The 25,923-nt window shown below is 44.4% G+C and carries 23 protein-coding genes and 1 pseudogene; 20 read left to right on the top strand and 4 right to left on the bottom strand.

Annotated features, from left to right (window positions below; translation table 11 throughout):
• Nucleotides 1–31: 31 nt before the first annotated feature.
• Together M2133_RS04670 and M2133_RS04665 are read right to left on the bottom strand one after the other, a co-directional pair.
• Entirely contained in the window at nucleotides 32–1,747 is a 1,716-nt protein-coding gene (locus tag M2133_RS04670; protein WP_277464832.1) for a M56 family metallopeptidase, read from the bottom strand.
• Nucleotides 1,748–1,787: 40 nt separating this feature from the next.
• Nucleotides 1,788–2,147 (bottom strand): BlaI/MecI/CopY family transcriptional regulator, encoded by a 360-nt coding sequence (locus M2133_RS04665; protein WP_277464831.1) that lies wholly within the window; start codon nucleotides 2,145–2,147, stop codon nucleotides 1,788–1,790.
• Between the two features lie 513 nt (nucleotides 2,148–2,660).
• Here M2133_RS04665 and M2133_RS04660 point away from each other — a divergent pair.
• Genes M2133_RS04660 through M2133_RS04650 form a run of 3 tightly spaced genes read left to right on the top strand, consistent with a single transcriptional unit; the run spans nucleotide 2,661 to nucleotide 7,590 of the window.
• The gene (locus M2133_RS04660; protein ID WP_277464830.1) at nucleotides 2,661–3,833 is read left to right on the top strand and encodes a 6-bladed beta-propeller; all 1,173 of its coding nucleotides are present in this window, start codon (nucleotides 2,661–2,663) and stop codon (nucleotides 3,831–3,833) included.
• A gap of 1 nt (nucleotide 3,834) precedes the next feature.
• Entirely contained in the window at nucleotides 3,835–6,483 is a 2,649-nt protein-coding gene (locus M2133_RS04655) for a hypothetical protein (protein ID WP_277464829.1), read from the top strand.
• 21 nt (nucleotides 6,484–6,504) lie between these two features.
• Nucleotides 6,505–7,590 (top strand): carboxypeptidase-like regulatory domain-containing protein, encoded by a 1,086-nt coding sequence (locus M2133_RS04650; protein ID WP_277464828.1) that lies wholly within the window; start codon nucleotides 6,505–6,507, stop codon nucleotides 7,588–7,590.
• A gap of 4 nt (nucleotides 7,591–7,594) precedes the next feature.
• On the opposite strand, the pseudogene M2133_RS04645 reads toward M2133_RS04650, so the two are convergent.
• A pseudogene (locus M2133_RS04645) lies at nucleotides 7,595–8,041 on the bottom strand (ORF6N domain-containing protein); the annotation flags it as partial.
• A 226-nt stretch (nucleotides 8,042–8,267) separates the two neighbouring features.
• Here M2133_RS04645 and nspC point away from each other — a divergent pair.
• From nspC to M2133_RS04560, 17 genes are all read left to right on the top strand, one after another.
• A complete protein-coding gene (nspC, locus tag M2133_RS04640) occupies nucleotides 8,268–9,407 on the top strand; it encodes a carboxynorspermidine decarboxylase (RefSeq protein ID WP_277464827.1) in 1,140 nt (379 codons plus the stop codon).
• 93 nt (nucleotides 9,408–9,500) lie between these two features.
• On the top strand, nucleotides 9,501–9,668 hold the full coding sequence (locus M2133_RS04635; RefSeq protein ID WP_277464826.1) for a hypothetical protein: 168 nt from the start codon (nucleotides 9,501–9,503) through the stop codon (nucleotides 9,666–9,668).
• 80 nt (nucleotides 9,669–9,748) lie between these two features.
• A complete protein-coding gene (ftsY, locus tag M2133_RS04630) occupies nucleotides 9,749–10,702 on the top strand; it encodes a signal recognition particle-docking protein FtsY (RefSeq protein ID WP_277464825.1) in 954 nt (317 codons plus the stop codon).
• Nucleotides 10,703–10,817: 115 nt separating this feature from the next.
• Nucleotides 10,818–12,110, top strand: coding sequence for a 30S ribosomal protein S12 methylthiotransferase RimO (rimO, locus tag M2133_RS04625; RefSeq protein ID WP_277464824.1), 1,293 nt, complete (start codon nucleotides 10,818–10,820; stop codon nucleotides 12,108–12,110).
• Nucleotides 12,111–12,190: 80 nt separating this feature from the next.
• The gene (locus tag M2133_RS04620) at nucleotides 12,191–12,481 is read left to right on the top strand and encodes an HU family DNA-binding protein (RefSeq protein WP_277464823.1); all 291 of its coding nucleotides are present in this window, start codon (nucleotides 12,191–12,193) and stop codon (nucleotides 12,479–12,481) included.
• A complete protein-coding gene (locus M2133_RS04615) occupies nucleotides 12,474–13,511 on the top strand; it encodes an HU family DNA-binding protein (protein WP_277464822.1) in 1,038 nt (345 codons plus the stop codon). Before M2133_RS04620 ends, M2133_RS04615 begins: the two co-directional genes overlap by 8 nt.
• Nucleotides 13,512–13,637: 126 nt before the next feature.
• Nucleotides 13,638–14,633 (top strand): MoxR family ATPase, encoded by a 996-nt coding sequence (locus M2133_RS04610; protein WP_277464821.1) that lies wholly within the window; start codon nucleotides 13,638–13,640, stop codon nucleotides 14,631–14,633.
• Entirely contained in the window at nucleotides 14,633–15,502 is an 870-nt protein-coding gene (locus M2133_RS04605; RefSeq protein ID WP_277464820.1) for a DUF58 domain-containing protein, read from the top strand. Before M2133_RS04610 ends, M2133_RS04605 begins: the two co-directional genes overlap by 1 nt.
• A gap of 9 nt (nucleotides 15,503–15,511) precedes the next feature.
• Complete coding sequence (locus tag M2133_RS04600; protein WP_277464819.1) at nucleotides 15,512–16,519, top strand: hypothetical protein; 1,008 nt, start codon at nucleotides 15,512–15,514, stop codon at nucleotides 16,517–16,519.
• Nucleotide 16,520: 1 nt separating this feature from the next.
• A complete protein-coding gene (locus M2133_RS04595; RefSeq protein WP_277464818.1) occupies nucleotides 16,521–17,507 on the top strand; it encodes a VWA domain-containing protein in 987 nt (328 codons plus the stop codon).
• Nucleotides 17,508–17,519: 12 nt separating this feature from the next.
• Nucleotides 17,520–18,539, top strand: a complete 1,020-nt coding sequence (locus M2133_RS04590) for a VWA domain-containing protein (RefSeq protein ID WP_277464817.1) — start codon at nucleotides 17,520–17,522, stop codon at nucleotides 18,537–18,539.
• Between the two features lie 14 nt (nucleotides 18,540–18,553).
• Complete coding sequence (locus tag M2133_RS04585; RefSeq protein ID WP_277464816.1) at nucleotides 18,554–19,288, top strand: tetratricopeptide repeat protein; 735 nt, start codon at nucleotides 18,554–18,556, stop codon at nucleotides 19,286–19,288.
• Between the two features lie 44 nt (nucleotides 19,289–19,332).
• Complete coding sequence (locus tag M2133_RS04580; protein ID WP_277464815.1) at nucleotides 19,333–21,144, top strand: BatD family protein; 1,812 nt, start codon at nucleotides 19,333–19,335, stop codon at nucleotides 21,142–21,144.
• Nucleotide 21,145: 1 nt separating this feature from the next.
• Nucleotides 21,146–21,919 carry a tetratricopeptide repeat protein gene (locus M2133_RS04575; RefSeq protein WP_277464813.1) on the top strand — a complete coding sequence of 258 codons (774 nt, stop codon included), beginning with the start codon at nucleotides 21,146–21,148 and terminating at the stop codon, nucleotides 21,917–21,919.
• A gap of 14 nt (nucleotides 21,920–21,933) precedes the next feature.
• A complete protein-coding gene (locus M2133_RS04570) occupies nucleotides 21,934–22,635 on the top strand; it encodes a phosphatase PAP2 family protein (protein ID WP_277464812.1) in 702 nt (233 codons plus the stop codon).
• A 117-nt stretch (nucleotides 22,636–22,752) separates the two neighbouring features.
• Entirely contained in the window at nucleotides 22,753–23,028 is a 276-nt protein-coding gene (locus M2133_RS04565) for a DNA-binding protein (protein ID WP_277465100.1), read from the top strand.
• A 114-nt stretch (nucleotides 23,029–23,142) separates the two neighbouring features.
• Nucleotides 23,143–24,258 carry a universal stress protein gene (locus M2133_RS04560; RefSeq protein ID WP_277464811.1) on the top strand — a complete coding sequence of 372 codons (1,116 nt, stop codon included), beginning with the start codon at nucleotides 23,143–23,145 and terminating at the stop codon, nucleotides 24,256–24,258.
• Between the two features lie 444 nt (nucleotides 24,259–24,702).
• Here M2133_RS04560 and M2133_RS04555 read toward each other — a convergent pair whose 3' ends face one another.
• Nucleotides 24,703–25,923, bottom strand: coding sequence for a tetratricopeptide repeat protein (locus M2133_RS04555; protein ID WP_277464810.1), 1,221 nt, complete (start codon nucleotides 25,921–25,923; stop codon nucleotides 24,703–24,705).

Below are 25,923 nucleotides of genomic sequence, written 5' to 3'. Positions count from 1 at the left end.
AAATAGACAGGTGAGTCTTTTCATATGCAGATTATAACTTAAACGTAATCGGCACCGTATAGCGTACATGCACCGGCTGACCTTCTTCCTGGCCGGGTGTCCATTTCGCCATCAGGGCGGCTACGCGCAGGGCTTCTTTGTCCAAAGCCGGGTCGATGCCTCTGATCACTTCGAATTCGGTCGGTGTCCCATCTTTCTCCACAATAAACGTCATCACCACCCGTCCCTGGATTCCGTTGTCTTTGGCCGCTTTCGGGTATTGAATATTATCCGCTAAGAACTTCATCAATGCCGGATCGCCTCCCGGATACACAGGCATGCGGAAAACAGAGGTGTACACCTTTTCACCTTTGTGTTCTTTGGCCAATGGCTTACTCTCGACAGGCGTTGATTTTGTTGTGTTTTTCTTTACCGGTTCGGAGGGACCCCGGTTCATCTTGAATTGAATAGGCACGGTGTATTTCACCCGCACGATTTTCCCTTCGTTCTTGCCCGGCGTCCATTTGGGCAAGGTGTTGATGACCCGAAGCGCTTCCTGGTCTAATGACGGATCGATCGATCTGACCACTTCCGCTCCGCTTATACTTCCGTCTTTCTCTACCGTAAAACTGACAACCACCCGTCCCTGTATGCCATTCTCAAAGGCTATGACCGGGTATTTCAGATTGGTAGAGATATACTTCAACAGCTCGGCGTCGCCACCCGGGAACTCGGGCATCACATCGACCTGGGTGTACACCTTGTCGTCGTCGGGTGGGATAGGGGCTTCCACTTCTATGGCAACGGTTGCAGTCGCCGGTTCAATAGGCTCGGGTGCGATCCGCGCCATCACATCCATATTATTGGCAATCAACAAAGCCGCTGCCAATGGCGCAAGGGCCAGATATTTAACTACTCCGGCACGATGCATTCTCTTTTTATTCAGCATGGTAATTCTTTTCTTTAAAGGTAAAACACTAAAATAATTATATAGGTTTGCTGCAGCCATAGGGGGATGTTTCAAGCCGATCAGGTGATACTGGTATTCTTTTTTGTTGAATCCGGCATCCATAACTTCTTGATCGGCAATAAATTCATGATTTATACTTATTTCTTTCTTTAACAACCAGGCAAAAGGATTAAACCAACACAGGATCGTTACAATCTCGCCCAATACGACATCCAGCGAATGGAGCTCGCGTACGTGCGTAGCCTCATGGATCAGGATCTCGGACAATGTGCGCGGATTGTATTTCTCCGGCTGGATAAAGATCCGGTCGAAGAAAGAGTAAGGCTCTTCTATCTCGGATGAAACATATACGGGTATGCCGTTGATTTCCTGTTTCCGGCTTCTTCCGGAGATGCGGTAGATCGATAATAGTTCAGCCATACAGCGGAAAAACAAAACGAATATACCGGATAAATAAAATAGAGTGCCGATTTTTCTCCAGTCGATCGCCGGGGAAGGAGAGAATGTGGCTTCGGCTTTACCGGCCGGTTGCACCTCGGCTTCCTGCATCTCTATGGTATAAGAAACGGCCTCGTTGGACTGATAAACCGAAGAATACGCCTGGACATATTCAACCAATAGCGGTTGCTGTGCGACCCAGTTCTTTATATCGGGCAACGGATACAGGAAAGCCAACAAGATAATGCCCAATAAAGTAAGCCTTCTCAGCCGGAAGAACGTATCCTCCCGGAACAACAGGCGATACACCATATATAATAGGCCCAGGGCCAGATTCACTTTGATAAAGTATAGTCCCATACTTGTACTCAATTAATAATTAATAATTAACAATTAATAATTACTCTTCCTTCTCAATCTGCTTCATCAGCTCTTCCAGGTCACCCCGCGTGATCTTCCGGTCGCGTACAAAGAAAGAAACCATCTCTTTATAAGAACCCGTGAAATAATCGCGCACCACATGCGACATAAAGACCCGTTTGTATTCGCTTTCTTTGATGATAGGCGTAAATTGTGTGATCACCCCGAACTTCGTCGGCGACACGTATGCCTTGCGTTCCAGATTACGTACGACGGAAGCCACACTGGTATACGGCGGTTTGGGCTCCGGCATCTCATTCAGGATATCTCGGATAAAGCAGGGACCCAGCTTCCAAATGTACAACATGATCTCTTCTTCCTGTATTGTCAATCTCTCCATTTTGAATCAATTACTAAGATTTAGTACTAACACTCCGCAAATCTACTTAAATTTAGTAGCTCTGCAAGTTTTTCGTAAATAATAATTGTTAATACGCTTTTTTTGCTTCACGCTTGCACAGTAGCTGAAGCAGATCGGCTTACCCTGCCCTAAATAATTTCAAATCGGCCAGAATCTGAAAATGCTGATAATTGTCGGCACAAGTGCCGATAGCTATCAGCACAAGTGCCGATAATTATCAGCACAAGTGTCGACAGTTATCAGCACAAGTGTCGATAGTTATCAGCACAAGTGCCGACAATTATCGGCACTTTACGACTTCGGCAGTATGAGATTTAAATTGCCTATATTTCAATTGTTTACTGGCTTTCCGGATTGGTCACCAAGTTTTGCGAATTTTTACAACGTTTTTAGGGAGAAAAGAGAAAAGAATTTGACGATTTTTCTGTCAAGTGAGAAAAAGTCATTATACTTGTCATAGTATAAGATATGGTTTCAATAAAGAATATGCAGATGAAAATAAATTTCTTGTTCATATCGTTATTTTTGATTGGAAGTCAGGTGATTGAAGCCCAATCAAAAACAGGTGACATACCCGTATTTAATTTTACGAAAAACTATCCTCAAAAGAAATTGAAGCTACATGATATAGCTGATATTGAATATGTACCGCTTGAGACCACCGACGATATTTTGTTGGGTGGGATGGCAGCCCTTTCTGCTGTTACTGAAAAATATATTCTTGTACATGAGGGGCAACTGGGAGATGTATTTGTTTTCGATCGTCATACGGGAAAACTCTATTCGCATTTCAATCACAAAGGGGCAAGTGGTATGGAATATACATGGATTAAAGACGGTACGGTGCTGGATGAAAAGAAAGAGGAAATCTATGTGTGTTCTCACAATATTCAGGTCTATTCGTTAAAAGGAGAGTATAGGCGAACGTTGAAAATTAATATGTATGGGAGTGATAAGAAAGTTCTGAATTTTGATGATGAATCTTTACTTATCTATGATGATGTAGTTATAGAACCCGGCCGCGAAAAAGAAACAAAAGGAGACCCTTATCGTCTTGTGTCAAAAAAAGATGGCAGTCTTATCTCCGTATTGGGTCTTCATTTTGAGAAAAGATACTCAAAAGCGATTGCTCAACATCTTGAGAATGGCATGTGGAGGCCATATAAATTTTTTTATCCCCAAAATATGCATTATGGTTCGGATTTAATCATTGCGGATATATCATCCGATACGATATACCAAGTATCTTCCGACAAAAGGCTAATGCCGTTATTGACTCGTAAACCCTCGATACATACCACTGATCCTCGAAGTATATGGGTACCTCTTTTAACAACCGATAAATTTATGTTGTTCGGTACGTTCGTTTTAGATTTTAATACGACAGGAGGAAAGATTCCGACATTCATGTATGAATATGCAACGAATGAAATAAATAAAGCCCCTATATTGGATACTGAATATGATACAAAACCCTGGAGTGAAGGCAGATGGTCTCCGGAGACATGCCCTGCCATCACCAAAAACAGGACTGCCGATTTGATTCAGGCGTCAGCAGTCCTGGAAGCCTATAAAGGAAAACGATTGAAAGGAAACGGTGAACAAGTAGCCAAAAAACTGAATGAAGATGATAATCCGGTAGTAAGGATTCTAACATTTAAGTAATATGATAAAAAAGTTAACCTATACGAGTCTATTATGGATTGTGTTCTCTTGGGCCGTCCCGGCTCAAACGGGGAATGATACCCTTTTCCATACGGTAGCCAAGCGCTTACATGAATTTCAGTACAATACTCCCCGTGAGAAAGTGTATGTTCATCAAGACCGGACGCAGTATGTGGCCGGAGAGACGATGTGGTTTAAGGTGTATCAGTCGTCTTCGCCCGAGTTTCCGGTAGAAAGCGGGGTGGTGTATGTAGAACTGATTAATGGTATGAACCAGGCCGTGGCTGAAACGAAATGGAAATTGGAGAATGGCAGCGCGGCAGGACATATCGAACTGCCCGACACACTGACCAGCGGCCTGTACCAGCTTCGCGCCTATACCCAATGGATGCAGAATTTCGACGCGGAGGGGTTCTTTACCCGGGAACTCCGGATTGCCTCCCGTTATACTGAGCCCTGGGGCATTGAAACCGAATTTTCCGTATCGGGCAATACGCTTTCGGCAGCTTTACGGTTTATGGAAGTTCCACAAGGACGGTTGCGCTATAAACTACGACTCAATGGAGAAGTTTCCCGTTCTTTCCCGTTAGAACCGGATGAAGAGGGAATTGTGCTTTTGGATATAGAGCTTCCCACCAATAGAGTGTTGGAAGGAACTCAGTTCTTTATTGTGGAAACCCCGGAAGGGCAACGCGAGTTTCCCATTCCTTTTTCGTCTCCGGTAGAGCTTAGTTTCTTTCCGGAAGGAGGACATTTAGTTGCCGGACTACCTTCTAAATTAGCTTTTAAGGTAACCGATCGCCAAGGGAAAGGGATTGAAGCTTCGGGCGTGATTCAAGACCTGGAGGGAAATGAGGTGCGGCGTTTTGAAACCCAATACCAGGGAATGGGTTCTTTCTCTTTTGAACCGGAGGCAGGAAAACGTTATATTGCCCGCTTAGATGACTCGGAGGTGCGAATGACATTGCCTGATTCCTATGCCAAAGGGTTGGTGATGTCGCTGGGGTATCGCGATGACCGTTTGCGCATCACCCTTCGCCATAATTTGGATACCCTTCGTGCCTTGATGCCTTTTTATCTGACGATCCATCAAGAAGGGACGTCGTGGTTTAATGCCCGCGTGAATATGCAGCAGCGAATGAATGTCTTTGATATACCGAAAGAGAAACTACCGACGGGTGTGTTTGTGATAACGATTTACGATGAGAACCTGTTTGCCTATACGGAACGGCTTGCTTTTGTGAACTACCCGGAACGATTGGAAATGAAAATGAAGCCGGATAAGGCGGAATATGGTATCCGGCAAAAGGTAACGGTAGAAATGGAGATTCCCAAGCAGGGTGGAAATATCGCCAGAGATTTTTCTGTCGCGGTGGTGAAATCGAACCTGGACGATGCAAATACACGGAACAATATCTATACGGATTATTTCCTGACAAGCGAACTGAAGGGACGTATTGACAATCCGGAGTATTACTTTAATCAAAGCGATAGTCTTATCGCGCAGCACCTCGACCTGCTTTTACAGACGCATGGCTGGCGGCGTTATTTATGGGACAGGGTTGTTTCGGAAAGGGTTCCGGATATGCATTTCCCGGTAGAAAAGAGTTTGACATTCTCGGGCAGGGTATATCCCCGCAGTAAGAGTCAAAAGATGGAAGATATCGAATTGACCGCTTCATTCCGTCAGGATACGATTCACGATATCATCTCCTTCCATCCCGGTGAAGAAGGACTGTTCATGTTTACCAATTATGATTTCCGTGATACGGCTGAGGTAATCCTGTCGGCACAAGACCATCGGAACCGTATTCTGGATATATCGCTTATTGAACATCAGAAAACGCTTTTTGATTATTACTCCTATGGAGAGGGTTTTACGAAAAAGGAGAATCAGGAATTATATGTAGAACTGAAAGGCACAATGCCACAGGGAGGTATCGTGGGGATAGACAAAATCGTACATCAGCTGCCCGAAGTGAGTGTAACGGCAAAAAAGAAACGTCATCCCCATAAGATTCATAATGAAGCCTTTTCCAATTTAATATATGAAGTTCGGAGAGACATGTCTTATAGTGCCAGAATAGGGGCCGTAGGCATTTTGTTATACGTTCCAAATGGAACAGCAAGAGGCTTAGGTAGCAGGTTTTTAGGCAGCAGTAGTGGTGACCGGATTAATGTGGATGGAACAAAGACTTTTGTATTGTTGGATGGAGTACGAACTTCAGTAGAAAATTTAAAATCCATTCCTCCAGGCTTTATTGATCATGTAGAGATGCTTTCTATGGGTTCGGTTATGCATTATACCAGTGGAAGTACAATTACCGATGATGTTTTTTACCCCATTGCTTTTTGGACAAGAGACCGGATGTCGTATGCGCAACCGGTGAGAAGTGTGACCTACAAATTCCCCGGTTATAATCAACCGAAGGAATTTTACTCTCCCGATTATGCAAAGACAAATGAATACATCAATCCGGATCACCGCAACACCCTCTACTGGCAACCTCATGTAACGATCAACGCGGACGGGAAAGCCGAATTTAGCTTCTTTACTTCGGACGACAAAGGAGAGTATGTGATTCATTGTGAAGGGAAAACAGAAGATGGAGAAATTGGAACTGGTTTTTCTTTGATTCAGATAAATTAAATAATATAAAAACTAATATTTATGAATAAAAATCTAAAACAAATTCTGATTCTTCTTCTTTCCTTACTGACGATAGTTCATACAGATATCTATTGTCAGAAATTGGAAGGAGTTGTTTTTGATAGAAATAATCAGATTCCTGTTTTCAATGCGAATGTGTATCTGGAAGGAGCTACTTTGTTCACAACAACAGATAGTCTTGGCCGATTTGAATTAATGGCAAAAGAGGGAATAAATACTCAACTTGTTATCAGCCATGTTTCTTATGAAACGGTTTTTATACCTGAGCCTTTTTCCTTTTTGGCAGATACTATTTTTCCTGAAGAAAGAGTTTTGCTTATAGGCGAAATCATTGTTGAAAAAGAAACATTTGATAGGGAACAGATGCTAAAAGCATTTTACAGGCAATTTCTGGGAACTTCCCGAAGTGCTCGTTCATGCAAGATTCTAAATGAAGAAGATATTATTTTGTACTATGATAAGAACGAACGTCTTTTATCTGCTGTTTGTTACAAGCCCATACGCATTGAAAACAGGCATTTGGGATATAATATACATCTGGATTTGAACTATTTCAATATAAAGTATCGTGGCAAAACAATACGGGGGGATGATGTGAGTTCCACCGGATTTGAGGGGAGTTTCTTTTTTGAAGATATTTTTCCGGATAATGAAACCATAAAGAAGCGGCGGCATCAGGTGTACGACGGTTCTGCCGCTCACTTTCTTCGTACCATTACTAATGGGAAGTGGGAAAAAAGCGATAATATTATTTATCGGGATGCTGAGTATATACTTTATAAAGATGGCGATCGATTGGGACGTTATGCGGAGAATTGTTTCACTATTTCTGATTCGTTATCTTATAAAAAAGTAATGCTTGATTATATTATTCAACAACGCAATGCAACTTATGAAGGAAGACCTCTTGTGGCTAAATTATATGTCTTACGTAATGAAAAAAAGTCGGAACTAATCTTCTTTAAGGATCAATTTATTGTGGATGGTTCCGGTCTTATGCAAAATCCGGAAGATATTCTATTTAAAGGGCATATGGGCAGTCAACGCATAGGCGACCAGTTGCCTGTTGACTATGGGCTGGAATAAAACTTTACTCCTTTGGCGGTACAAAGCCGATAGGGTTTCGGGGTTTATCGGATTGCTTACGGTCGGCTTGCAGCTCGGCAAGGGATTCGTTGATCAACTCCAACTGCATTCGGGTGTCTTCATGCAGGTCGTTGTAGTCGGTGAATACTTCTTCGATATACGCTTTGAGTTCCCGCACTTCGGTTTGGTGTTCGGTGTATTTGTCGATCGGCGGATTGGCCAGTAGTTGCCGGACGGCCACAAAGGCACGCATGATGGAGATATTGACTTCAATGGCTATATCAGAGTTAAGTACACTGCTGAGCATCGAAACACCTAACTCTGAAAAGGCATAGGGTTGATATTTAGAATGTTGGCCACGTCCGGTGTTTAAGGTGCAATTTCTGCACCTTAAAGAATTATATTCTTCTCGGGTTAACTCAAACATAAAATCCGAAGGAAAGTGTTTGATAAGGTCTTGGTATTCAGCTCTGTAATATTATCTTTTAAACTACTGGTAGTTTGTGAACAAAATATCAGTAGTTTGCGCACAAAATATTAGTAGTTTGTCGACAAACTACCGGTAGTTTATTTTTATAGTCATAAGTGCGGCTGTTTGGCTGGCTGCGCTGATACAGAAATTGAATAGGAGAGACTTTTTCACTATCTTTGTCGCCTCAATATAATCCGATCATCAAATGATACTTATCGATCAAATTCCTTCTCCCTGTTATGTGATGGAAGAAAGGCTGTTACGGGAAAACCTGGCGCTTATCAAAAGTGTGAAGGAAAGGGCAGGGGTCAATATTATCCTGGCATTCAAAGCTTTTGCCTTGTGGAAATCTTTTCCGATCATCCGTGAATATATCCCTTATTCTACGGCCAGTTCCGTTTACGAAGCGCAGTTGGCCTATGAGGAGATGGGCAGTCGGGCGCATACCTATTCGCCGGCTTATACAGAGGCGGATTTTCCGGTTCTGTTGAAGTATAGCAGTCATATTACTTTTAATTCGCTCACGCAATTCGGACGGTTTTATCCCCAGGTCGTTGCCGATGGGAACAAGGTTTCCTGTGGCATACGGGTCAATCCGGAGTTCTCGGTCGTAGAGACGGATCTCTATAATCCTACGGCGCCGGGATCGCGTATGGGGATTGTCCGCGATCTATTGGGCGATGAATTGCCTGAAGGGATTGAGGGTATTCATTTTCATACGCTTTGCGAATCGACCTCATACGATTTGGAGAAGACACTGGAGGTGGTTGAGCAGCGTTTCGGGTGTTTCCTTCCCCAACTGAAATGGCTAAATATGGGCGGAGGACATTTGATGACTCGCAAAGGGTATGATGTGGAACATCTGATCGGCCTGTTGAAATCGTTTAAAGCGAAGTATCCGAACCTGGAGATCATCATGGAACCGGGAAGTGCCTTTGTCTGGCAGACCGGCTTTCTCTTGACCACGGTGGTGGATATCGTTGAGAATCACGGCATCAAAACGGCTATTATCGACGCCTCTTTCACCTGCCACATGCCCGACTGCCTGGAAATGCCCTATCAACCGGTGATCCGGCAGGCGGTGTCCGAAGCAGAAGGCCGTTACAGCTACCGCATCGGTGGGAATAGTTGCCTGAGTGGTGACTTTATCGGCGACTGGCACTTCAAGAAACCGCTGCAAGTGGGTGATAAACTGATCTTTGAGGATATGATCCATTACACCACCGTGAAGACCAATATGTTCAACGGAATACCGCATCCCGCCCTGGCCTTATGGAGCAATGATGACCAATTGATCATGTACCGCAAGTTCGGATACGAAGATTATAAGAACCGGATGAGTTGAAACTGCTATTTGGTTTATACGTTTATTATTCGTATTTTTGTGAGAGAGAAATCGTTATAACATAACGATTTGGCAAGAAGTTTTTTACAACTAATGGATCAGATTAAAAATGAATTACAACGTATCATTCTCGGAGATGAACAAGTTGGCGATACAAGCAAACTCAAAGCCATACAAAGTTTCCTTAGAAAAAATGCGGGAATCAGTTATGGCAGTGAAAAGCCAAAGTCGATCAAAAGAGAAGAAGAAAAGCTTTTATAACACTTGATAGTCCTTCGAAGTAAGAAGTATCAATTAAAAACACTATTTTCGCACATTATTTTAAAAATGAGACAGTAGTAATGGGTATTTTCAGCTTTTTCAATAAAGAAAAAAAGGAAACATTAGATAAAGGTTTATCGAAAACGAAAGAGAATGTTTTTTCCAAGTTAACCCGTGCGGTTGCCGGCAAGAGCAAGGTGGACGACGAGGTATTGGATGACCTGGAAGAAGTATTGGTCACCTCGGATGTGGGAGTCGATACGACCTTGAAGATCATCAGTCGGATTGAAGATCGTGTGGCAAAAGACAAGTATGTCACCACGAACGAGCTCACCTCCATCCTGCGCGAAGAGATCGCTGCATTATTGACGGAGAACCATACGGAAGATGGCGAGGGATTCGATTTGCCGGACAATAAGAAGCCTTATGTGATCATGGTGGTAGGGGTTAATGGAGTAGGCAAGACGACGACGATCGGCAAATTGGCTTATCAATTCAAGAAAGCCGGGAAAAGCGTGTACCTCGGAGCTGCCGATACCTTCCGTGCCGCCGCGGTGGAGCAGCTTGTGATCTGGGGCGAAAGGGTAGGAGTTCCCGTTGTCAAACAAAAGATGGGATCCGATCCGGCTTCCGTGGCGTACGATACCTTGAGTTCAGCCAAAGCCAACAACGCCGATGTGGTGATTATCGATACGGCCGGCCGCCTGCACAATAAGATCAACCTGATGAACGAATTGACCAAGATCAAGAACGTGATGAAAAAGGTGGTGCCCGATGCGCCGCATGAAGTGCTCTTGGTATTGGACGGATCGACGGGACAGAATGCGTTCGAACAGGCCAAACAATTCACGGCGGCGACGGAAGTTAATGCCTTGGCCGTTACCAAGTTGGACGGAACAGCTAAAGGAGGGGTTGTGATCGGCATATCCGATCATTTCCGTATTCCGGTGAAATATATCGGGCTTGGAGAAGGAATAGAAGACCTGCAGGTTTTCAATAGAAAGGAATTTGTCAATTCCCTGTTTGGAGAGTAAAAAGGCCTCTCCAACCTCCCCCAAAGGGAGGCTTAAAAATGCAAAAAAGAATTATGTAACATAACAACAGCTCTTTTAGCCTCCCTTTGGGGGAGGTTGGAGGGGCTTTTTTTATATGCGAAAAAATAAAGTAGATATCATTACCCTGGGTTGCTCGAAGAACCTGGTAGACTCGGAACAGCTTTTACGTCAATTCAAGGCAAACGGTTATACGGTCGCTCACGACCCGGAGAAAATCAACGGCGAGATCGTTGTAGTCAACACCTGTGGCTTTATCGGCGACGCGCAGGAAGAATCGATCAATATGATTCTGGAACTGGGCGAAGCGAAGAAAAAAGGCAAGATCGGCAAGCTCTTTGTAATGGGCTGCCTGTCGCAACGTTTTCTGAAAGAGATGAAAACCGAACTGCCCGAGGTCGATCGCTTCTACGGTAAGTTCAATTGGAACGAATTGATCACCGACCTGGGCAAGCCCTATTTTCAGGAACTGGCGAACGACCGGATCCTGACCACTCCCAACCATTATGCTTACCTCAAGATCGGGGAAGGCTGCAACCGGACCTGCTCGTATTGCTCGATCCCGTTGATCACGGGGAAGTATCAATCGCGCCCCATGGAAACTTTGGAAGAGGAAGTGCGTATGTTAGTGGATCAGGGCGTCAAAGAATTTCAACTGATCGCCCAAGATTTGACGTATTACGGACAAGACCTTTACAAGCGGTTAGCTCTGCCCGAACTGGTCGAGCGGATCTCGGATATTCCCGGCGTAGAATGGATCCGCCTGCATTATGGCTATCCGGCTAAGTTTCCTTATGATCTCTTGCGGGTGATGCGCGAGCGCGATAATGTGTGTAAGTATATGGATATTGCCTTGCAACATATCAGCGACCACATGCTGAAAGTGATGCGCCGGAATATTACCAGCCAGGAAACCTATGAACTGATTGCCCGGATGCGGGAAGAGGTGCCGGGATTGCACCTGCGGACCACCCTAATGACCGGTCATCCGGAAGAGACAGAGGCGGATTTTGAAGAGATGGTCGAGTTTATCCGCCGAACACGTTTTGAGCGCATGGGCGCCTTTGCCTATAGCCATGAAGTCGGTACCTATTCCCACAAACACTATGCCGACAACATCCCGCAGGAAGTGAAAGAGGAGCGATTGGACTATATTATGCGGATCCAGGAAAAGATCTCCGCACAGATCAGTGAAGAGAAGATCGGAAAGACGTTCCGTACGCTTGTCGACCGCGAAGAAAGCGACTTTTATATCGGCCGCACCGAGTATGATTCGCCGGAAGTCGACCCCGAAGTCCTGATCGCCAAAGACCGCGAACTCCAACCGGGCGAATTCTACGAAGTCCGGATCACGGATGCCCAGCCTTTTGAACTTTATGGGGTCGTATGAATCCTGATTCGGATTTATTATTTGTTTAATTCCTAAATATTTAGTAATATAGCACCCGAAAAGATAAAACGGGTGTTGGAATGAAAAACAAAGAGCTGGTTTCCGAATTGGCGAAACGCATGGAATGGACCCAACAGGAAGTAACGGATATGATGGCCGCTTTAAGCTCGGTGGTAAGCGCCAAGCTGATGGATAGCGATACCGTTTATTTCCAGGGATTTGGGCAATTCGAAGTAAAAAAGAAAGATGAGCGCATTACAGTAAACCCTGTAACAGGAAAGCGCTACCTTGTCCCTCCAAAATTGGCGCCGGTGTTTAAACCCGGAACGACGATCAAAAACAAATTAAAAGCATTGAAAGAGAATGAATAACCGGTTCACACTACAAGATCTGGCCGGTATATTAGCTACGCAGACCGGTCGCACCCGAAAAGAATCCGAAGAGTTCCTGAAAGAATTCATCGCCGTGGTTGTCGATGGCGCTTTCACGGATCGAATTGTCAAAATCAAAGGACTGGGCACCTTTAAGGTCATTGAAGTGGAAGACCGGGAAAGCATCAATGTCAATACCGGAAAACGCTTTGTCATCCCCGGCCACTACAAATTCAATTTTACTCCGGACAAAGAACTTAAGGAGTTGGTAAACAAGCCTTTCTCTTTCTTTGACACGACAGAAATCAACACAGAAGATAACCCTCAGGAAATTCAAGGCGAGAATTTAGAAATTCAAGGCGAGAATTTGAAAAAAGAAGGGGAGAATTTGGAAATTCAAGGCGAGAATTTTGAAGAAGAAGGGGAGATTGAAACAGAAGCTGTTGAAACGGCAGAAACTATAGAGGAAAAACCGGAACCACAGCCGGCAGTAGATATTCCGGAGAAACCGCAAACTGCGCCGCGGAAGGGAAATAAAATTGGGTTGATTGTCTTTCTTATTCTTCTGGTTGCCGCTATCGGTCTGTCGGTTTACTATTTTACCCGGCATTCTCCGCAACCCAAATTCCAATCAGCGGTGCCGGTTGAAACAACCCAGCAAGAATCCGCCCGTGAAACGCCGGAGGTGACTGCCATATCGGACAATCAACCTTCGGCAGAACCGGAGCCTGCCGAAACCACTCCAACAGCTTCGACCGAAACCGCCACTTCCGACAGCATACTGGGTCATATCACGATCGAACCCGGAAGCCGCCTGACCCTGATCTCCCTTGAATATTATCAACATAAAATCTTTTGGGTCTATATCTATACCTATAATAAATCACTTATCGAAGATCCCAACAACATACCGGTAGGAACAAAATTGGCCATTCCGGCCCCTGAAGTGTATGGGATCAATGCGAATGATCGTGAATCCATCGAAAAGGCATCCCTTTTGCAGACTGAGATTATCGCCGGTGAAAAGTGAAAACTTTTTTCCATTTTATAATTTAAATAAACCCCGTATGTCAGTTATAATAATTTAACTGCAAAAGTTTATCCCACGTATTTAACATTTCTAATTTTGTGCAACATTTAAAAAATAATAAAATCTATGAGTCAGACAGTAGATATTCGAGAGTTGAATGAGCGAATAGAAAGTAAAAGTTCGTTTGTGAATATGATTACCATGGGAATGGATCAGGTAATTGTTGGTCAGAAGCATTTAGTGGAATCTTTGTTGATAGGTTTGTTATCGGATGGACATATCTTACTGGAAGGGGTTCCCGGTCTGGCTAAGACCTTGGCGATTAAAACACTGGCGTCACTGATCGATGCCAATTACAGCCGTATCCAGTTTACCCCTGACTTGTTGCCGGCCGACGTGATCGGTACGATGATCTACAGTCAGAAAAACGAAGAGTTTCAGGTGAAACAAGGGCCGATCTTCGCCAATTTTGTATTGGCCGATGAAATCAACCGTGCCCCGGCTAAGGTACAAAGTGCCTTATTGGAAGCGATGCAGGAGCGTCAGGTCACGATCAGCGAGCATACCTATAAATTGCCCAAGCCGTTTTTGGTCATGGCCACACAAAACCCGATCGAGCAGGAGGGGACCTATCCGCTGCCGGAAGCGCAGGTCGACCGTTTCATGCTGAAGGTGATCATCAATTACCCGAAAAGGGAAGAAGAAAAACTGATTATCCGGCAGAATATATCGGGCGTAACGCCGGAAATCAAACCGGTATTGACTAAAAAAGAAATCCTGGAGGCACGTGAAGTCGTTCGTGAGGTGTATCTGGACGAAAAGATCGAGCGTTATATCGTAGATATCGTATTTGCTACCCGTTTCCCGCAGGAATATGGCATGCCGAACCTGTCTAATATGATCTCTTTCGGGGCTTCTCCGCGTGCATCGATCAATCTGGCCCTGGCCGCCCGTGCTTACGCGTTTATCAAACGCAGAGGGTATGTGATTCCGGAAGATATCCGGGCGGTTTGCCACGACGTGATGCGCCATCGTATCGGCTTGAGCTACGAAGCAGAAGCTAATAATCTTACTTCGGATGAAGTGGTAAGTGAAATTCTGAACAAAGTAGAAGTACCTTAATGGAGACAAGTGAACTACTCAAAAAAGTTCGTCAGATAGAAATAAAGACCCGTGGGCTTTCGCGGAATATCTTTGCCGGACAGTACCACTCGGCGTTCAAAGGCCGGGGGATGGCGTTCAGCGAAGTGCGCGAATACCAGTTCGGTGACGATATCCGGGATATCGACTGGAACGTAACAGCCAGATATGCACGTCCTTATGTCAAGGTATTTGAAGAAGAACGTGAATTGACGGTTATGCTTCTGATCGATGTATCGGGAAGCCGGGAGTTTGGTACGGCCAGCGTCATGAAAACGGAGATTATCACCGAGATAGCCGCCACATTGGCCTTTTCAGCCATTCAGAATAACGATAAGATCGGGGTGATCTTTTTCTCCGATAAGGTAGAGAAGTTTATTCCGCCGCAGAAAGGGAAAAAGCATATCCTTTATATCATTCGTGAATTGATCGATTTCCATCCCGATGATCAGGAAACCGATATCAGCCAGGCGTTGAAGTATCTGACGAATGCGATAAAGAAACGGTGTACGGCCTTCCTGATCTCAGACTTCATCGATAAAGGTGACTTTAAAGACGCCTTGACCATCGCCAACCGCAAACATGATGTGGTGGCTATCCAGGTGTACGACCGTCGGGAAGCCGAACTGCCGGCTGTCGGATTGATGAAGATCAAAGATGCCGAAACCGGCATGGAACGGTGGATCGATACCTCTTCGGCCCGCGTGCGCCAGGTGTATAAAGAATGGTGGGAGAAGAGACAGACCAAAATGAATGACTCATTCAAGAAAAGTCGGGTCGATTCGGTTTCCGTGCGGACTGAAGATGATTATGTGAAAGCATTGATTGCTCTTTTTCAAAAACGAAATTAAAGAGAAGGAATGAAACAAATACATAAATGCATACTGTTACTTTTATTGATAGTCGTTGGGACGGGAGAGAGTTTGTATGCACAACGGACATTGATTGATGTTTCCCTCGATTCGGCGGCAATCCTGATAGGCGAGCAAACGACATTGAGCCTAACGGTGACAGCCGACAAAGATCGGGCGGTCCAAATCGTCTTGCCCGGCGACACAATCATGCGGGGCGTAGAAGTATTGGCCATTTCGAAGCCGGATTCCTCCGTGATTGAGAATGACCGGCTGTTGATCAAACAGGATATACTGATCACTTCCTTTGATTCCCTCTTGTATCTGTTGCCTCCCATGCAGGTGATCGATGGAACGGATACGATCCATTCCAATCAGGTCGCCCTTAAGGTGAGCACGGTGCCTGTCGACGTAGAGAATCCGGAACAGTTCTTCGATATCAAGGAAGTATGGAAACCTCCTTTCGTTCTGGCTGATTATTATCCGTTGATCTTCGGCATCTTATTGGGGCTTTTCCTGATCTGTGTCGTATTCTATCTGGTCAAACGTCTGCGCAACAAGAAGTCTCTTATTCCTTTCAAAAAGGAAGAGCCCAAACTGCCTCCGCATTTGCAGGCGATCAAAGAGCTCGACGAGATCAAACAACAGAAACTGTGGCAACAGGGACGCAACAAAGAATTCTATACCCTCATTACGGAGACCTTGCGTCGCTATATGGTAGAGCGCTTTGGCGCCGGCGCTATGGAAATGACCTCGGGAGAGATTCTGGATTTCATCAAGAAGCAAACGGAAGCCGATTCGGTTTACGAAAACCTGAAACAGATCCTTCAGTTATCCGACTTGGTGAAGTTTGCCAAGATCCATCCGCTGCCGGATGAAAATGATTTAAGTATGATGAATGCTTATCTCTTCGTTAACCAGACAAAGATTGAAGAAGCTCCCAAGCCGGGTGAGAAACCGGAAGAGGAAGGCAAGGATGAAGTAACGGAAGGTAAATCAACTCTAAATCAAGAATAAAATGGTATTTGCAAATCCTACATATCTCTATCTCTTATTATTACTGATTCCGCTGATCGGATGGTACGTTTATAAGCTGCGCAAAACACAGGCCAGCTTACAGGTGTCCGCTTCCGACCCGTTTGATCTGCCGCAGGCCAAGTCGTGGAAAGTATATCTGCGCCATGTGCCGTTTGTCTTGCGGATGGTGATCATTGCGTTGGTGATTATTGTCCTGGCTCGTCCGCAATCGACGAACAGTTGGCAGAACTCATCCACCGAAGGAATCGACATCATGCTGGCCTTGGATATCTCGACCAGTATGCGGGCGGAAGATTTGAAACCCAACCGCCTGGAAGCAGCAAAAGATGTGGCGGCTTCTTTTATCAACGGTCGTCCAAATGATAATATCGGATTGGTAGTTTTTGCCGGAGAGAGCTTCACGCAATGTCCGTTGACCACCGACCATACCGTGTTGTTGAACCTGTTCAAAGATATCCAGATGGGAATGATCGAAGACGGGACGGCAATCGGACTGGGGCTGGCCAATGCGGTAAGCCGCATCAAAGACAGCCAGGCGATCTCCAAAGTGATCATTCTGTTGACCGACGGGGTGAATAATATGGGAGAGATTGCTCCGGTAACCGCTGCCGAAATCGCAAAGACTTTTGGTATCCGGGTCTATACGATCGGGGTGGGGACACAAGGAACAGCTCCTTATCCCTTTCAGACCCCGCTGGGCTTGCAGTATAGGAACATCCCTGTTGAAATTGACGAGCCGGCGTTGAAGCAGATTTCGGCCATTACAGGCGCTCAATACTTTCGTGCCACGGATAATGCCAGTTTGAAAGCGATCTATTCGGAAATCGATCAATTGGAAAAGACCAAGATCAGCGTACAGCAATTCAGCAAGAAGCAGGAAGAATACAAAATGCTGGCGATTTGGATCTTTATCCTGTTGTTGTTTGAGATCTTGTTGAGAAATACATTGTTGAGGAATATACCCTAAATCAGAAAGCTTATGTTTCGTTTCGCAAATCCGGATTATTTATATCTGTTATTTATACATCCTTTTCTCGTCGGCTTTTATGTTTACGCTTTGATTGCGAAGAAGAAAGCCTTGAAGAGATATGGGAACCCCCAATTGCTTTCGGAATTGATGCCGGAAGTATCGCCTAAGCGGCAATATCTGAAGTTCTGGCTATTGTTTGCCTCCATTACGCTGGTTATTTTTATTATTGCCGGGCCGCAATTCGGTTCCAAACTGGAAACCGTGAAGCGGGAAGGAGTGGAGATCATGGTCTGCCTGGACGTTTCGAACTCGATGCTGGCAGAAGATGTGGCGCCCAACCGTTTGACTAAAGCCAAACAGATGCTATCCCGCCTGACCGATGGCTTTTCCAACGACAAACTGGGATTGATCGTTTTTGCCGGGGATGCTTTCACGCAGTTGCCCATTACTTCGGATTATATCTCGGCCAAGATGTTTCTCTCTTCGATCGATCCCTCGATGGTTTCGACCCAGGGAACGGCAATCGGGGCGGCAATCAATCTGGCTATGCGCTCGTTTACACCGAATGAGACTTCGGACAAAACGATTATCCTGATCACCGACGGCGAGAATCATGAAGACGATGCCATCGGGGCGGCCAAGAAGGCAGCGGAGAAAGGAGTGCATGTCAATATCGTAGGTATGGGACAACCGCAGGGGTCACCCATTCCGTTTGGCGGAGGCAATAACTTCATGAAAGACAAAGAAGGAAATGTGGTGGTGACCAAACTGAACGAACAAATGTGTCAGGAGATCGCTGCTGCCGGAAACGGCATGTATGTGCGGGCCGATAATACCAATGCTGCCTTGAAAGCCTTACAAAGTGAAATAGAGAAAATGAATAAATCCGAACTGGACAGTAAAGTCTACTCGGAATATAATGAGCAATTCCAGGTATTGGCATGGATTGCCTTATTCCTCTTGATCGTTGAGTTCCTGACAATGGACAGGAAGAATCGGATATTCAGAAAAGTCAAATTATTCTCTTAAATCAATTGAAGAAGATGAAGTATATTCGGAAAACGATAGTGTGGTCGATCGCATTACTTTTTGGAAGTGGAGTCGTTTTTGCCCAAAAGGCAGAACGGAAGAATGTTCGTGAAGGGAATAAACTATACACGGCTGAAAAGTACACAGAGGCCGAAATCGCTTATCGCAAAGGAGTGGATGTGAACCCCCGTTCGGCGGAGGGAACTTATAATTTAGGAAACGCGTTGTATAAACAAGGGAAATTCCCGGAGGCGGCTGAGCAATATCAACTGATTGCCGGACAAAGTCAGAAGATGATGGAGACCAACGAAGGGAAAGAACGGCTGGCCGGCGTTTATCATAACGTAGGCAATATCTTTATGCAAGAGAAAGACTATGGCAAAAGTGTCGAAGCCTACAAACAATCGCTGCGCATCAATCCGAAAGATGATGAGACGCGTTACAATCTGGCGTTAGCCCAGAAACTGTTGGAAGATCAGCAGAACGAAGACCAGGGTCAGGATCAGCAACAAGACGAGCAGAATCAGGACCAGGAACAAAATCAAGATCAACAGGATCAACAGCAGAATCAAGACGATCAGAAAGAAAACAAAACGCAGGAAGAAGAGCAACCCAATGAACAGATGAGTCAGGATAATGCACAACAAATCCTGGATGCTTTCCTGCAAGATGAAAAAGATACGCAGGAAAAGGTAAAGAAAGCACAAATGGAGCAGCGCGAACGCCGCAGAACCGAAAAAGAATGGTAATTTTGTGTGGTCTAATTGGTAAAAAACGAAAAAGAGATATAAAGATGAGAAGAATTCTTTTCTTGTTTTCACTTATTGTAGTTGCCGGGCTTTCCGGTTTGAAAGCCCAGGATGTTGAATTTAAGGCGATAGCTCCGGAAGCGGTTGTGGTAGGGCAACAGTTCCGGCTGACTTTCTCCGTCAATGCGGAAGCCAAAGATCTGCGGGTTCAGGAATTGCCCGACTTTGACGTGTTGATGGGCCCGACGCCGTCTCAATCGCATAGTACGGTCATCACTAATGGAAAAAGAACGAGTGAGACCAATTATAGTTTCACTTATATTCTAATGGCCAAGAAGGAGGGAACGTTCAATATCCCGCCGGCAACGATCAAAGTAAAGAATGCCAACTATACTTCGAACGCATTAGTCGTCAAGGTACTGCCAGAAGACAAAGCCAGTGAGGCAGCCAACCAAAACGCACAGGGTGCAACCGGCATATCGGACAAAGATCTCTTCATGCGCATGATCGTTTCCAAACGGAAGATCTACGAACAGGAGTCTATCCTGGTCACCTTCAAGCTTTATTTCCTCTCTTCCGTTACCCCTCAGAACTTTAAATTCCCGACATTTGAAGGTTTCCTGGTACAAGAGATCGAGCAACCTCAAAATGGAATCCCAACCAAGATGGAGAATTACAACGGCCGGAATTATCAAACCGCTGTGATGAAAGAAGTATTGCTGTTCCCGCAACGCAGTGGCAACCTGACCATCGAAGGCGGAAAGTATGAGATCGTTGCCCAGGTAAGAAATACGAATCAACGGAGACAGAGTTTCTTCGATGATTTCTTTGATATGTACCGGGACGTAAAAGTGACCTTAACGACTGCACCGGCAACGATAGAAGTCAAGCCACTGCCGTCGGGTAAGCCGGCCGGATATGGCAATGCGGTGGGTAACTTTACGATGACCTCCAGTATCAGTGCCACGGAGGTGAAAGCCAATGAAGCGGTGACGATAACGGTGAAAATAAACGGTACGGGTAACCTGCGTGTGATCAAGAACCCGGAAGTAGTATTCCCGAACGACTTCGATGTCTTTGATCCGAATGTCTCTCTGAACGCTAAGAACTCGACCTCGGGCGTAAACGGCTCTAAAACGATCGAGTATATGGCGATTCCCCGCTATGGTGGTGAATTTGAGATCCCGGCCATTACATTCTCTTACTTCGATCCGAAGACAGAAACGTATAAAACGATCCAATCCGAGCCGTATAAGCTGCAAGTGGAAAAAGGAGAAGGAGAGGGGAATGCGCCTGTTGTCTCCAACTTTACCAACCGGGAAAGCGTACGCGTCTTGGGACAGGATATTCGTTACCTGAAAGTGAAAGGAATCAATTTCGTTTCGAATGAAGAGATCTTCTTCGGCTCTTTCCTTTATTATATGGCTTACCTGATTCCGACCATTCTGTTCATTATCTTCTTCTTTATTTACCGTAAGCAAGTGAAGGAGAATGCGAATATTGCTTTGGTACGGACAAAGAAAGCGAATAAGATGGCCGTCCGTCGTCTGAAGAATGCCGGTAGACTTCTGAAAGATAATAAGAAAGAAGAATTCTATGAAGAGGTATCGCGTGCATTGTGGGGATATTTGAGTGATAAACTAAATATGCCTCAGGCGAAGCTGACGAAAGACAATGTAGAGACCGAACTCTTGAAGTATGGAGTCAATGAAGAGTTGATCAAAGAATTCCTGGATATCCTGAATACCTGTGAGTTCGCCCGTTATGCCCCTTCACAAGCCTCGGATGCGATGGATCAACTCTATACCTTGACGGCAGATGCTATCGGTAAAATGGAAAATACAATCAAAAAGTAAAATGAAGACGAAGACAAATCAATATATGAAAAGGATACTTTTTTTCTTGTTTATCTTTTGTGCCGGTTTTTCCGTTTATGCACAGGATGAAGCGATAAAAGAAGCTGAAATGGCGTATACACAGGAAAACTATGAAGAAGCCATTCAAAAGTATGAAGCGATACTGACCAGTTATGGCGAATCCTCGCAGATCTACTACAACCTGGGGAATGCGTATTACAAAGCCGGACAGATTGCCCCGGCCATATTGAATTACGAACGGGCACTTCTGCTCGATCCGGGAGATGCTGATATTCGTTTCAACCTGCAATTGGCCAAACAAAGAGCTGTCGATAAGATCGAACCGGTAGGGGAGTTCTTCCTCACGCGATGGTTCCATGCCATAGCTAATATGGGATCAACCGATTCCTGGGCTAAGTTAGGTATATTCTGCTTCCTGTTGTTTATCGGTTGTCTGTTATTATTCTTTTTCTCCCGTTGGGCCCGGATGAAGAAAGTCGGGTTCTACCTGGGCATTGTCTTATTGGTGATTGTGATCTTCTCGAATATCTTTGCCCGGAATCAAAAGAATGAACTGATCAACCGGACGGAGGCGATTGTCTTTTCTCCGACCGTGACGGTCAAGAGCTCGCCCGATGCCAGCGGAACAGATTTGTTTATCTTGCATGAGGGAACGAAAGTCTCGATTAAAAGTACTTTGGGCGAATGGAATGAAGTCGAATCGGAAGATGGCAATGTGGGATGGATGCCTAAGAAAGATATTCAGATTATCTAAACTATATCTAATACATGCTTGAAAAAATCCTGGACTACGAGAGGGAACTCTTTTTTATGCTTAATGGCAGTGACTCTGTTTTCTTAGATCACTTCATGTGGCTGTTTTCCGGGAAAATTGTTTGGTTGCCCTTGGCATTGTTCATCTTGATAGTCCTGACTTATAAAGTAAACTGGCGCGAATCTCTCTTGGTGTTATTGGCTATAGTGCTGGTGGTTACGCTTTGCGATCAGTTTGCTTCCCATCTGTTCAAGCCCCTTTTTATGCGTTTCCGACCGACCCATCATCCGGCGTTTATGGATGAAGTGCAAACCGTGTTCGGGTATCGAGGCGGTAAGTATGGCTTTATCTCGAGCCATGCCGCCAATGCTTTTGGATTTGCCATGTTTATGACTTTGCTTTTTCGGTACAAACCCCTGTTTACCAGCACTGTTTTTCTTTGGGCAATAGTTACGGCTTATACCCGTATCTATTTGGGAGTTCATTTTATTTCGGATATCGTTCCGGGCATTCTCGTCGGATTAGTCTTCGGCTATCTGGTTTATCTTTTGTATGCTTGGGTCAGACCGAAAATAGTCGGATGGGGTGGGAGAGATGTGCCTCCGATTTCTGTTGTTTACCCGATCCGGCGACAGCGATTAATCGTTATTGCCATTCTTATTACAGTTATTCTTATCATGCTTTTGAACGCCCAGCTGGTTTCCATGTTGCGGTAAGCTTTTATTCCTCCTTTCTGCCGTAAAGCATATTTATTTGATTGTCCCGCATACATATAATGGCTAAGTTAGTAGCATATTTAATGCTTATTAATTTTCTAAATAGAACAAGTTATGATGACAAAGACAATCACTTTTAATGAATTGCGAAGAGTCAAAGACAGTTTACCAGACGGAACTTCCCATCGGATAGCAGATGAGTTGGGCGTATCCGTCGAAACTGTCCGGAATTATTTTGGAGGACAAAACTTCAGGGACGGGAAAAGTTGTGGAATTCACATCGAACCGGGACCTGACGGAGGTTTAGTTGTCTTAGACGATACCACGATATTCGACCGTGCTTTGGAAATACTGAATGAAAGCCGTGCAGTAGCCGAAGCACCCAGTTTATAACGAAAACTCGCATTGTTCTCTGAAAGTCCCGATGTCTGCATAAGAATTTGGGACTTTTTTGTAACTATTCAAACTTAAGTATTGTTCTATTAATACCTACTAAACTAAAAAAATATGGAAGATAAACTAATCACATTAGCAATCCACACCTACGAGAAAGCTCAGATATTGAAGACTTTACTGGAAACGGAAGGGATAGACGTCTACATTCATAATGTAAATCAAATCCAACCCGTCGTTTCGGCAGGTGTGCGTGTAAGAATTAAAGAAAGCGATCTGCCTCATGCCTTACGAATCATAGAAGATAGTAATTGGTTGAAAGAATCGGACGAGGAACCGAAAGAAAAAGAAGTCAAACAGAAAAAGATACTGATCCCTGTCGACTTTTCCGACTACTCGATCCGTGCCTGTGAGATCGGTCTGAACTATGCCGCGGCAATCCAGGGCGAAGTCATGATTATGCATGCCTACTTCAGCCCGTATTTCCCAACCGCCATTCCTATTGGAGACTCTTTAGCCTATCAGGTGAACGAAGAAGAAAACGCGCACCATGTATTAAAAAGAGTCCAGGTGGATATGGACAATTTATCTAATCTAATCAAAAGAAAAATAGAATCCGGAGAACTTCCCCGAGTGAAATTCGACTGTATCCTACGCGAAGGCCTGCCCGAAGAAGAGATTATAGCCTATAGCAAGGAGTATAAACCGACGTTGATTATCATGGGAACCCGTGGAAAGAGCCAGAAAGAAATGGATCTGATCGGAAGTGTGACCGGCGAAGTTTTTGAAGCACATAAAACACCGGTTTTAGCTATTCCGGAAAATACACCTTTCAAAAATCTGAAAGAAATAAAAAATGTTGCGTTTGCTACTTCGTTTAATCAAAGAGATTTAGTTATCTTTGACAAGTTTATGGAGTTGGTCAAAGGATTTGACTTCACTATTCATCTCTTTAATATCTCAACCAGTAAAAACGAATGGAATGAGATTCGTCTGACAGGGATAAGTGAATACTTTAAGCGACAATATCCTGAGGCTAAAATCAACCATACGGTGTTAGCAGATGGTGATCTGCTTTTGGCGATTGAGAAGTTTGTCCGCGATGAAACGATCGATGTGATTGCTTTAGGCACGCAAAGACGAAATGTCATCGCCCGGATGTTCAATCCGAGCATAGCACGAAAGATGCTGTTCCATACGGATACACCTTTGCTTGTTATGCATTCGTGAAGATTTCTTTGCTCTTAATGAACATTCTGATTTTGTTTGTTGTTATAGAGTAAAGAGAGTTTGTTAGTAGTATTTGTTTTTTCATATAAGTAGAGTTTGTTATTTGTTTGTCCGTATATGGCTGTGAAGTTGTATACGGATCTTTTTTTGTACCTACCGGTAGTTTGTTCACAAACTACCGGTAGGTTCTGAGGGAGATATTGACGCCTCATTTTCAGCGAGTTGCAAATATCCCTCTTATTATCACTTAATTAATTTATAATTACGATTATGTTTAATTGATTTTGTCTGGAGAGAATCTAAAGTGTATAGAACGAAAAAAGCTGTCCCCTTCTTGGAGACAGCTTTTCTTTTTTATCGGATCGACTATAAGATTAATTGATCTGGTTTGAGATTCAGTTGATCTGATTTCTGGATCAGTTGGTCCTGATTCCGGATCGATGATCAATTGTTCATCTTGGCTTCGATTTCTTCAAATTCTTTACCCATAGAGAGATTATAATAGATACCTCTCAAGGCTACCATATATTCTCTTTGTTCGGGTTTAAGCTGATGTGCTTTTTCGAAATACGGACGTGCTTTTTCGAACAGAGCTTTAGCTTTTGCAATTTCTTCCTGATACAGTTTGTTGTCGCTGAGCATATTGGCATCACCTTGCGCACTAATTGCCTGATTGTAATAGACACGCCCCAGGTTGGACAATGCGTCAACATAATCGGGATCTAACTCCAATGCTTTCGCGTAGTTCTTTTCGGCATTGTCGAAATCTTTCAAACCGGATTCGTATACACTTCCTAAAACATCGTAATACTGTGCGTTGTTCGGTTCGGCAGCGATTGCTTTAGTCAGATAATCGATTGCTTCTTCGTTTCTGTTCGTATAGATATAGATGTTGATCAGATTAAGGATGAAGAATGGTTCCTGCGGGAAGATCGCAAGACCTTCTTTGGCCACCATTTCCATGTTTGCCGTATCTCTCAACTCCTGATATTCGTAATACAGGTATTGATACGTATCGCTTTGTCTGTAACCATATTCTTTTGCACGATTAAGAGTAGCAATTGCTTTCTGCCGATCGCCCAGCTGTGTGGCAGCCACTCCGGCATAGAACTGAACCGTCATGTAGTTTGAGTCTCTTGCAGCGACTTGTTCACCTGCGAACATCGGTAAATCAGAGATTTTCAGATACTGTTCGAATGCTTCAGAAGCATTTTTATAATCTCTTTCATCAAAGTAAAATGCACCGGCGTTGATGTAATACACATGGTTGGCGCTTAATATTCCTTTGATGTCTTTGGTGAATTTAGGTTTTACCTTTCCTTTAGCATCGGGCAACTGGTCTAATTCATACGCTTTTTCCAGATAGGGTAATATATTCAAAAGGGCTTGATACATCACCGGTTGATTAGGCTGTTGGCCTAAGAGTTCTTTCATTCTTTCCGCACTGAATTGTTGATCTTCAACATATCCGGCAACATACCAAGTCTTTGCATCATCTTTAGTTTCAGGATCTTGCAAGGCGCCTTTGACTAAGGTTCTTGCTTCTGCAAAATCAGCATTATTTCCCTTAGCGATACTTTGAGCCTGGCTAACAGCTTTCTTTTGTGCAAAGGCACCTGTTGCTGCCACGCATAGTGCAATTGATAATAATAATACTCGTTTCAT

Source organism: Parabacteroides sp. PF5-6, assembly GCF_029504695.1.
Classification (GTDB): Bacteria; Bacteroidota; Bacteroidia; order Bacteroidales; family Tannerellaceae; genus QVMG01.
Note: the sequence above shows the minus strand (reverse complement) of the source record. Positions and strands in the feature narration are given on the sequence as shown.

Excerpts from the sequence above, each read along its gene's own strand:
- M2133_RS04615 (WP_277464822.1), top strand. The coding sequence starts at position 12,474 with ATGAATAACCGGTTCACACTACAAGATCTGGCCGGTATATTAGCTACG.
- M2133_RS04650 (WP_277464828.1), top strand. The coding sequence starts at position 6,505 with ATGAATAAAAATCTAAAACAAATTCTGATTCTTCTTCTTTCCTTACTG.
- M2133_RS04600 (WP_277464819.1), top strand. The coding sequence starts at position 15,512 with ATGAAACAAATACATAAATGCATACTGTTACTTTTATTGATAGTCGTT.
- M2133_RS04565 (WP_277465100.1), top strand. The coding sequence starts at position 22,753 with ATGACAAAGACAATCACTTTTAATGAATTGCGAAGAGTCAAAGACAGT.
- M2133_RS04560 (WP_277464811.1), top strand. The coding sequence starts at position 23,143 with ATGGAAGATAAACTAATCACATTAGCAATCCACACCTACGAGAAAGCT.
- M2133_RS04655 (WP_277464829.1), top strand. The coding sequence starts at position 3,835 with ATGATAAAAAAGTTAACCTATACGAGTCTATTATGGATTGTGTTCTCT.
- M2133_RS04595 (WP_277464818.1), top strand. The coding sequence starts at position 16,521 with ATGGTATTTGCAAATCCTACATATCTCTATCTCTTATTATTACTGATT.
- M2133_RS04575 (WP_277464813.1), top strand. The coding sequence starts at position 21,146 with ATGAAGACGAAGACAAATCAATATATGAAAAGGATACTTTTTTTCTTG.
- M2133_RS04670 (WP_277464832.1), bottom strand. The coding sequence starts at position 1,747 with ATGGGACTATACTTTATCAAAGTGAATCTGGCCCTGGGCCTATTATAT.
- M2133_RS04580 (WP_277464815.1), top strand. The coding sequence starts at position 19,333 with ATGAGAAGAATTCTTTTCTTGTTTTCACTTATTGTAGTTGCCGGGCTT.
- M2133_RS04665 (WP_277464831.1), bottom strand. The coding sequence starts at position 2,147 with ATGGAGAGATTGACAATACAGGAAGAAGAGATCATGTTGTACATTTGG.
- M2133_RS04570 (WP_277464812.1), top strand. The coding sequence starts at position 21,934 with ATGCTTGAAAAAATCCTGGACTACGAGAGGGAACTCTTTTTTATGCTT.
- M2133_RS04605 (WP_277464820.1), top strand. The coding sequence starts at position 14,633 with ATGGAGACAAGTGAACTACTCAAAAAAGTTCGTCAGATAGAAATAAAG.
- ftsY (WP_277464825.1), top strand. The coding sequence starts at position 9,749 with ATGGGTATTTTCAGCTTTTTCAATAAAGAAAAAAAGGAAACATTAGAT.
- M2133_RS04585 (WP_277464816.1), top strand. The coding sequence starts at position 18,554 with ATGAAGTATATTCGGAAAACGATAGTGTGGTCGATCGCATTACTTTTT.
- M2133_RS04635 (WP_277464826.1), top strand. The coding sequence starts at position 9,501 with ATGGATCAGATTAAAAATGAATTACAACGTATCATTCTCGGAGATGAA.
- M2133_RS04610 (WP_277464821.1), top strand. The coding sequence starts at position 13,638 with ATGAGTCAGACAGTAGATATTCGAGAGTTGAATGAGCGAATAGAAAGT.
- nspC (WP_277464827.1), top strand. The coding sequence starts at position 8,268 with ATGATACTTATCGATCAAATTCCTTCTCCCTGTTATGTGATGGAAGAA.
- M2133_RS04590 (WP_277464817.1), top strand. The coding sequence starts at position 17,520 with ATGTTTCGTTTCGCAAATCCGGATTATTTATATCTGTTATTTATACAT.
- M2133_RS04660 (WP_277464830.1), top strand. The coding sequence starts at position 2,661 with ATGAAAATAAATTTCTTGTTCATATCGTTATTTTTGATTGGAAGTCAG.
- rimO (WP_277464824.1), top strand. The coding sequence starts at position 10,818 with ATGCGAAAAAATAAAGTAGATATCATTACCCTGGGTTGCTCGAAGAAC.
- M2133_RS04620 (WP_277464823.1), top strand. The coding sequence starts at position 12,191 with ATGAAAAACAAAGAGCTGGTTTCCGAATTGGCGAAACGCATGGAATGG.
- M2133_RS04555 (WP_277464810.1), bottom strand. The coding sequence starts at position 25,923 with ATGAAACGAGTATTATTATTATCAATTGCACTATGCGTGGCAGCAACA.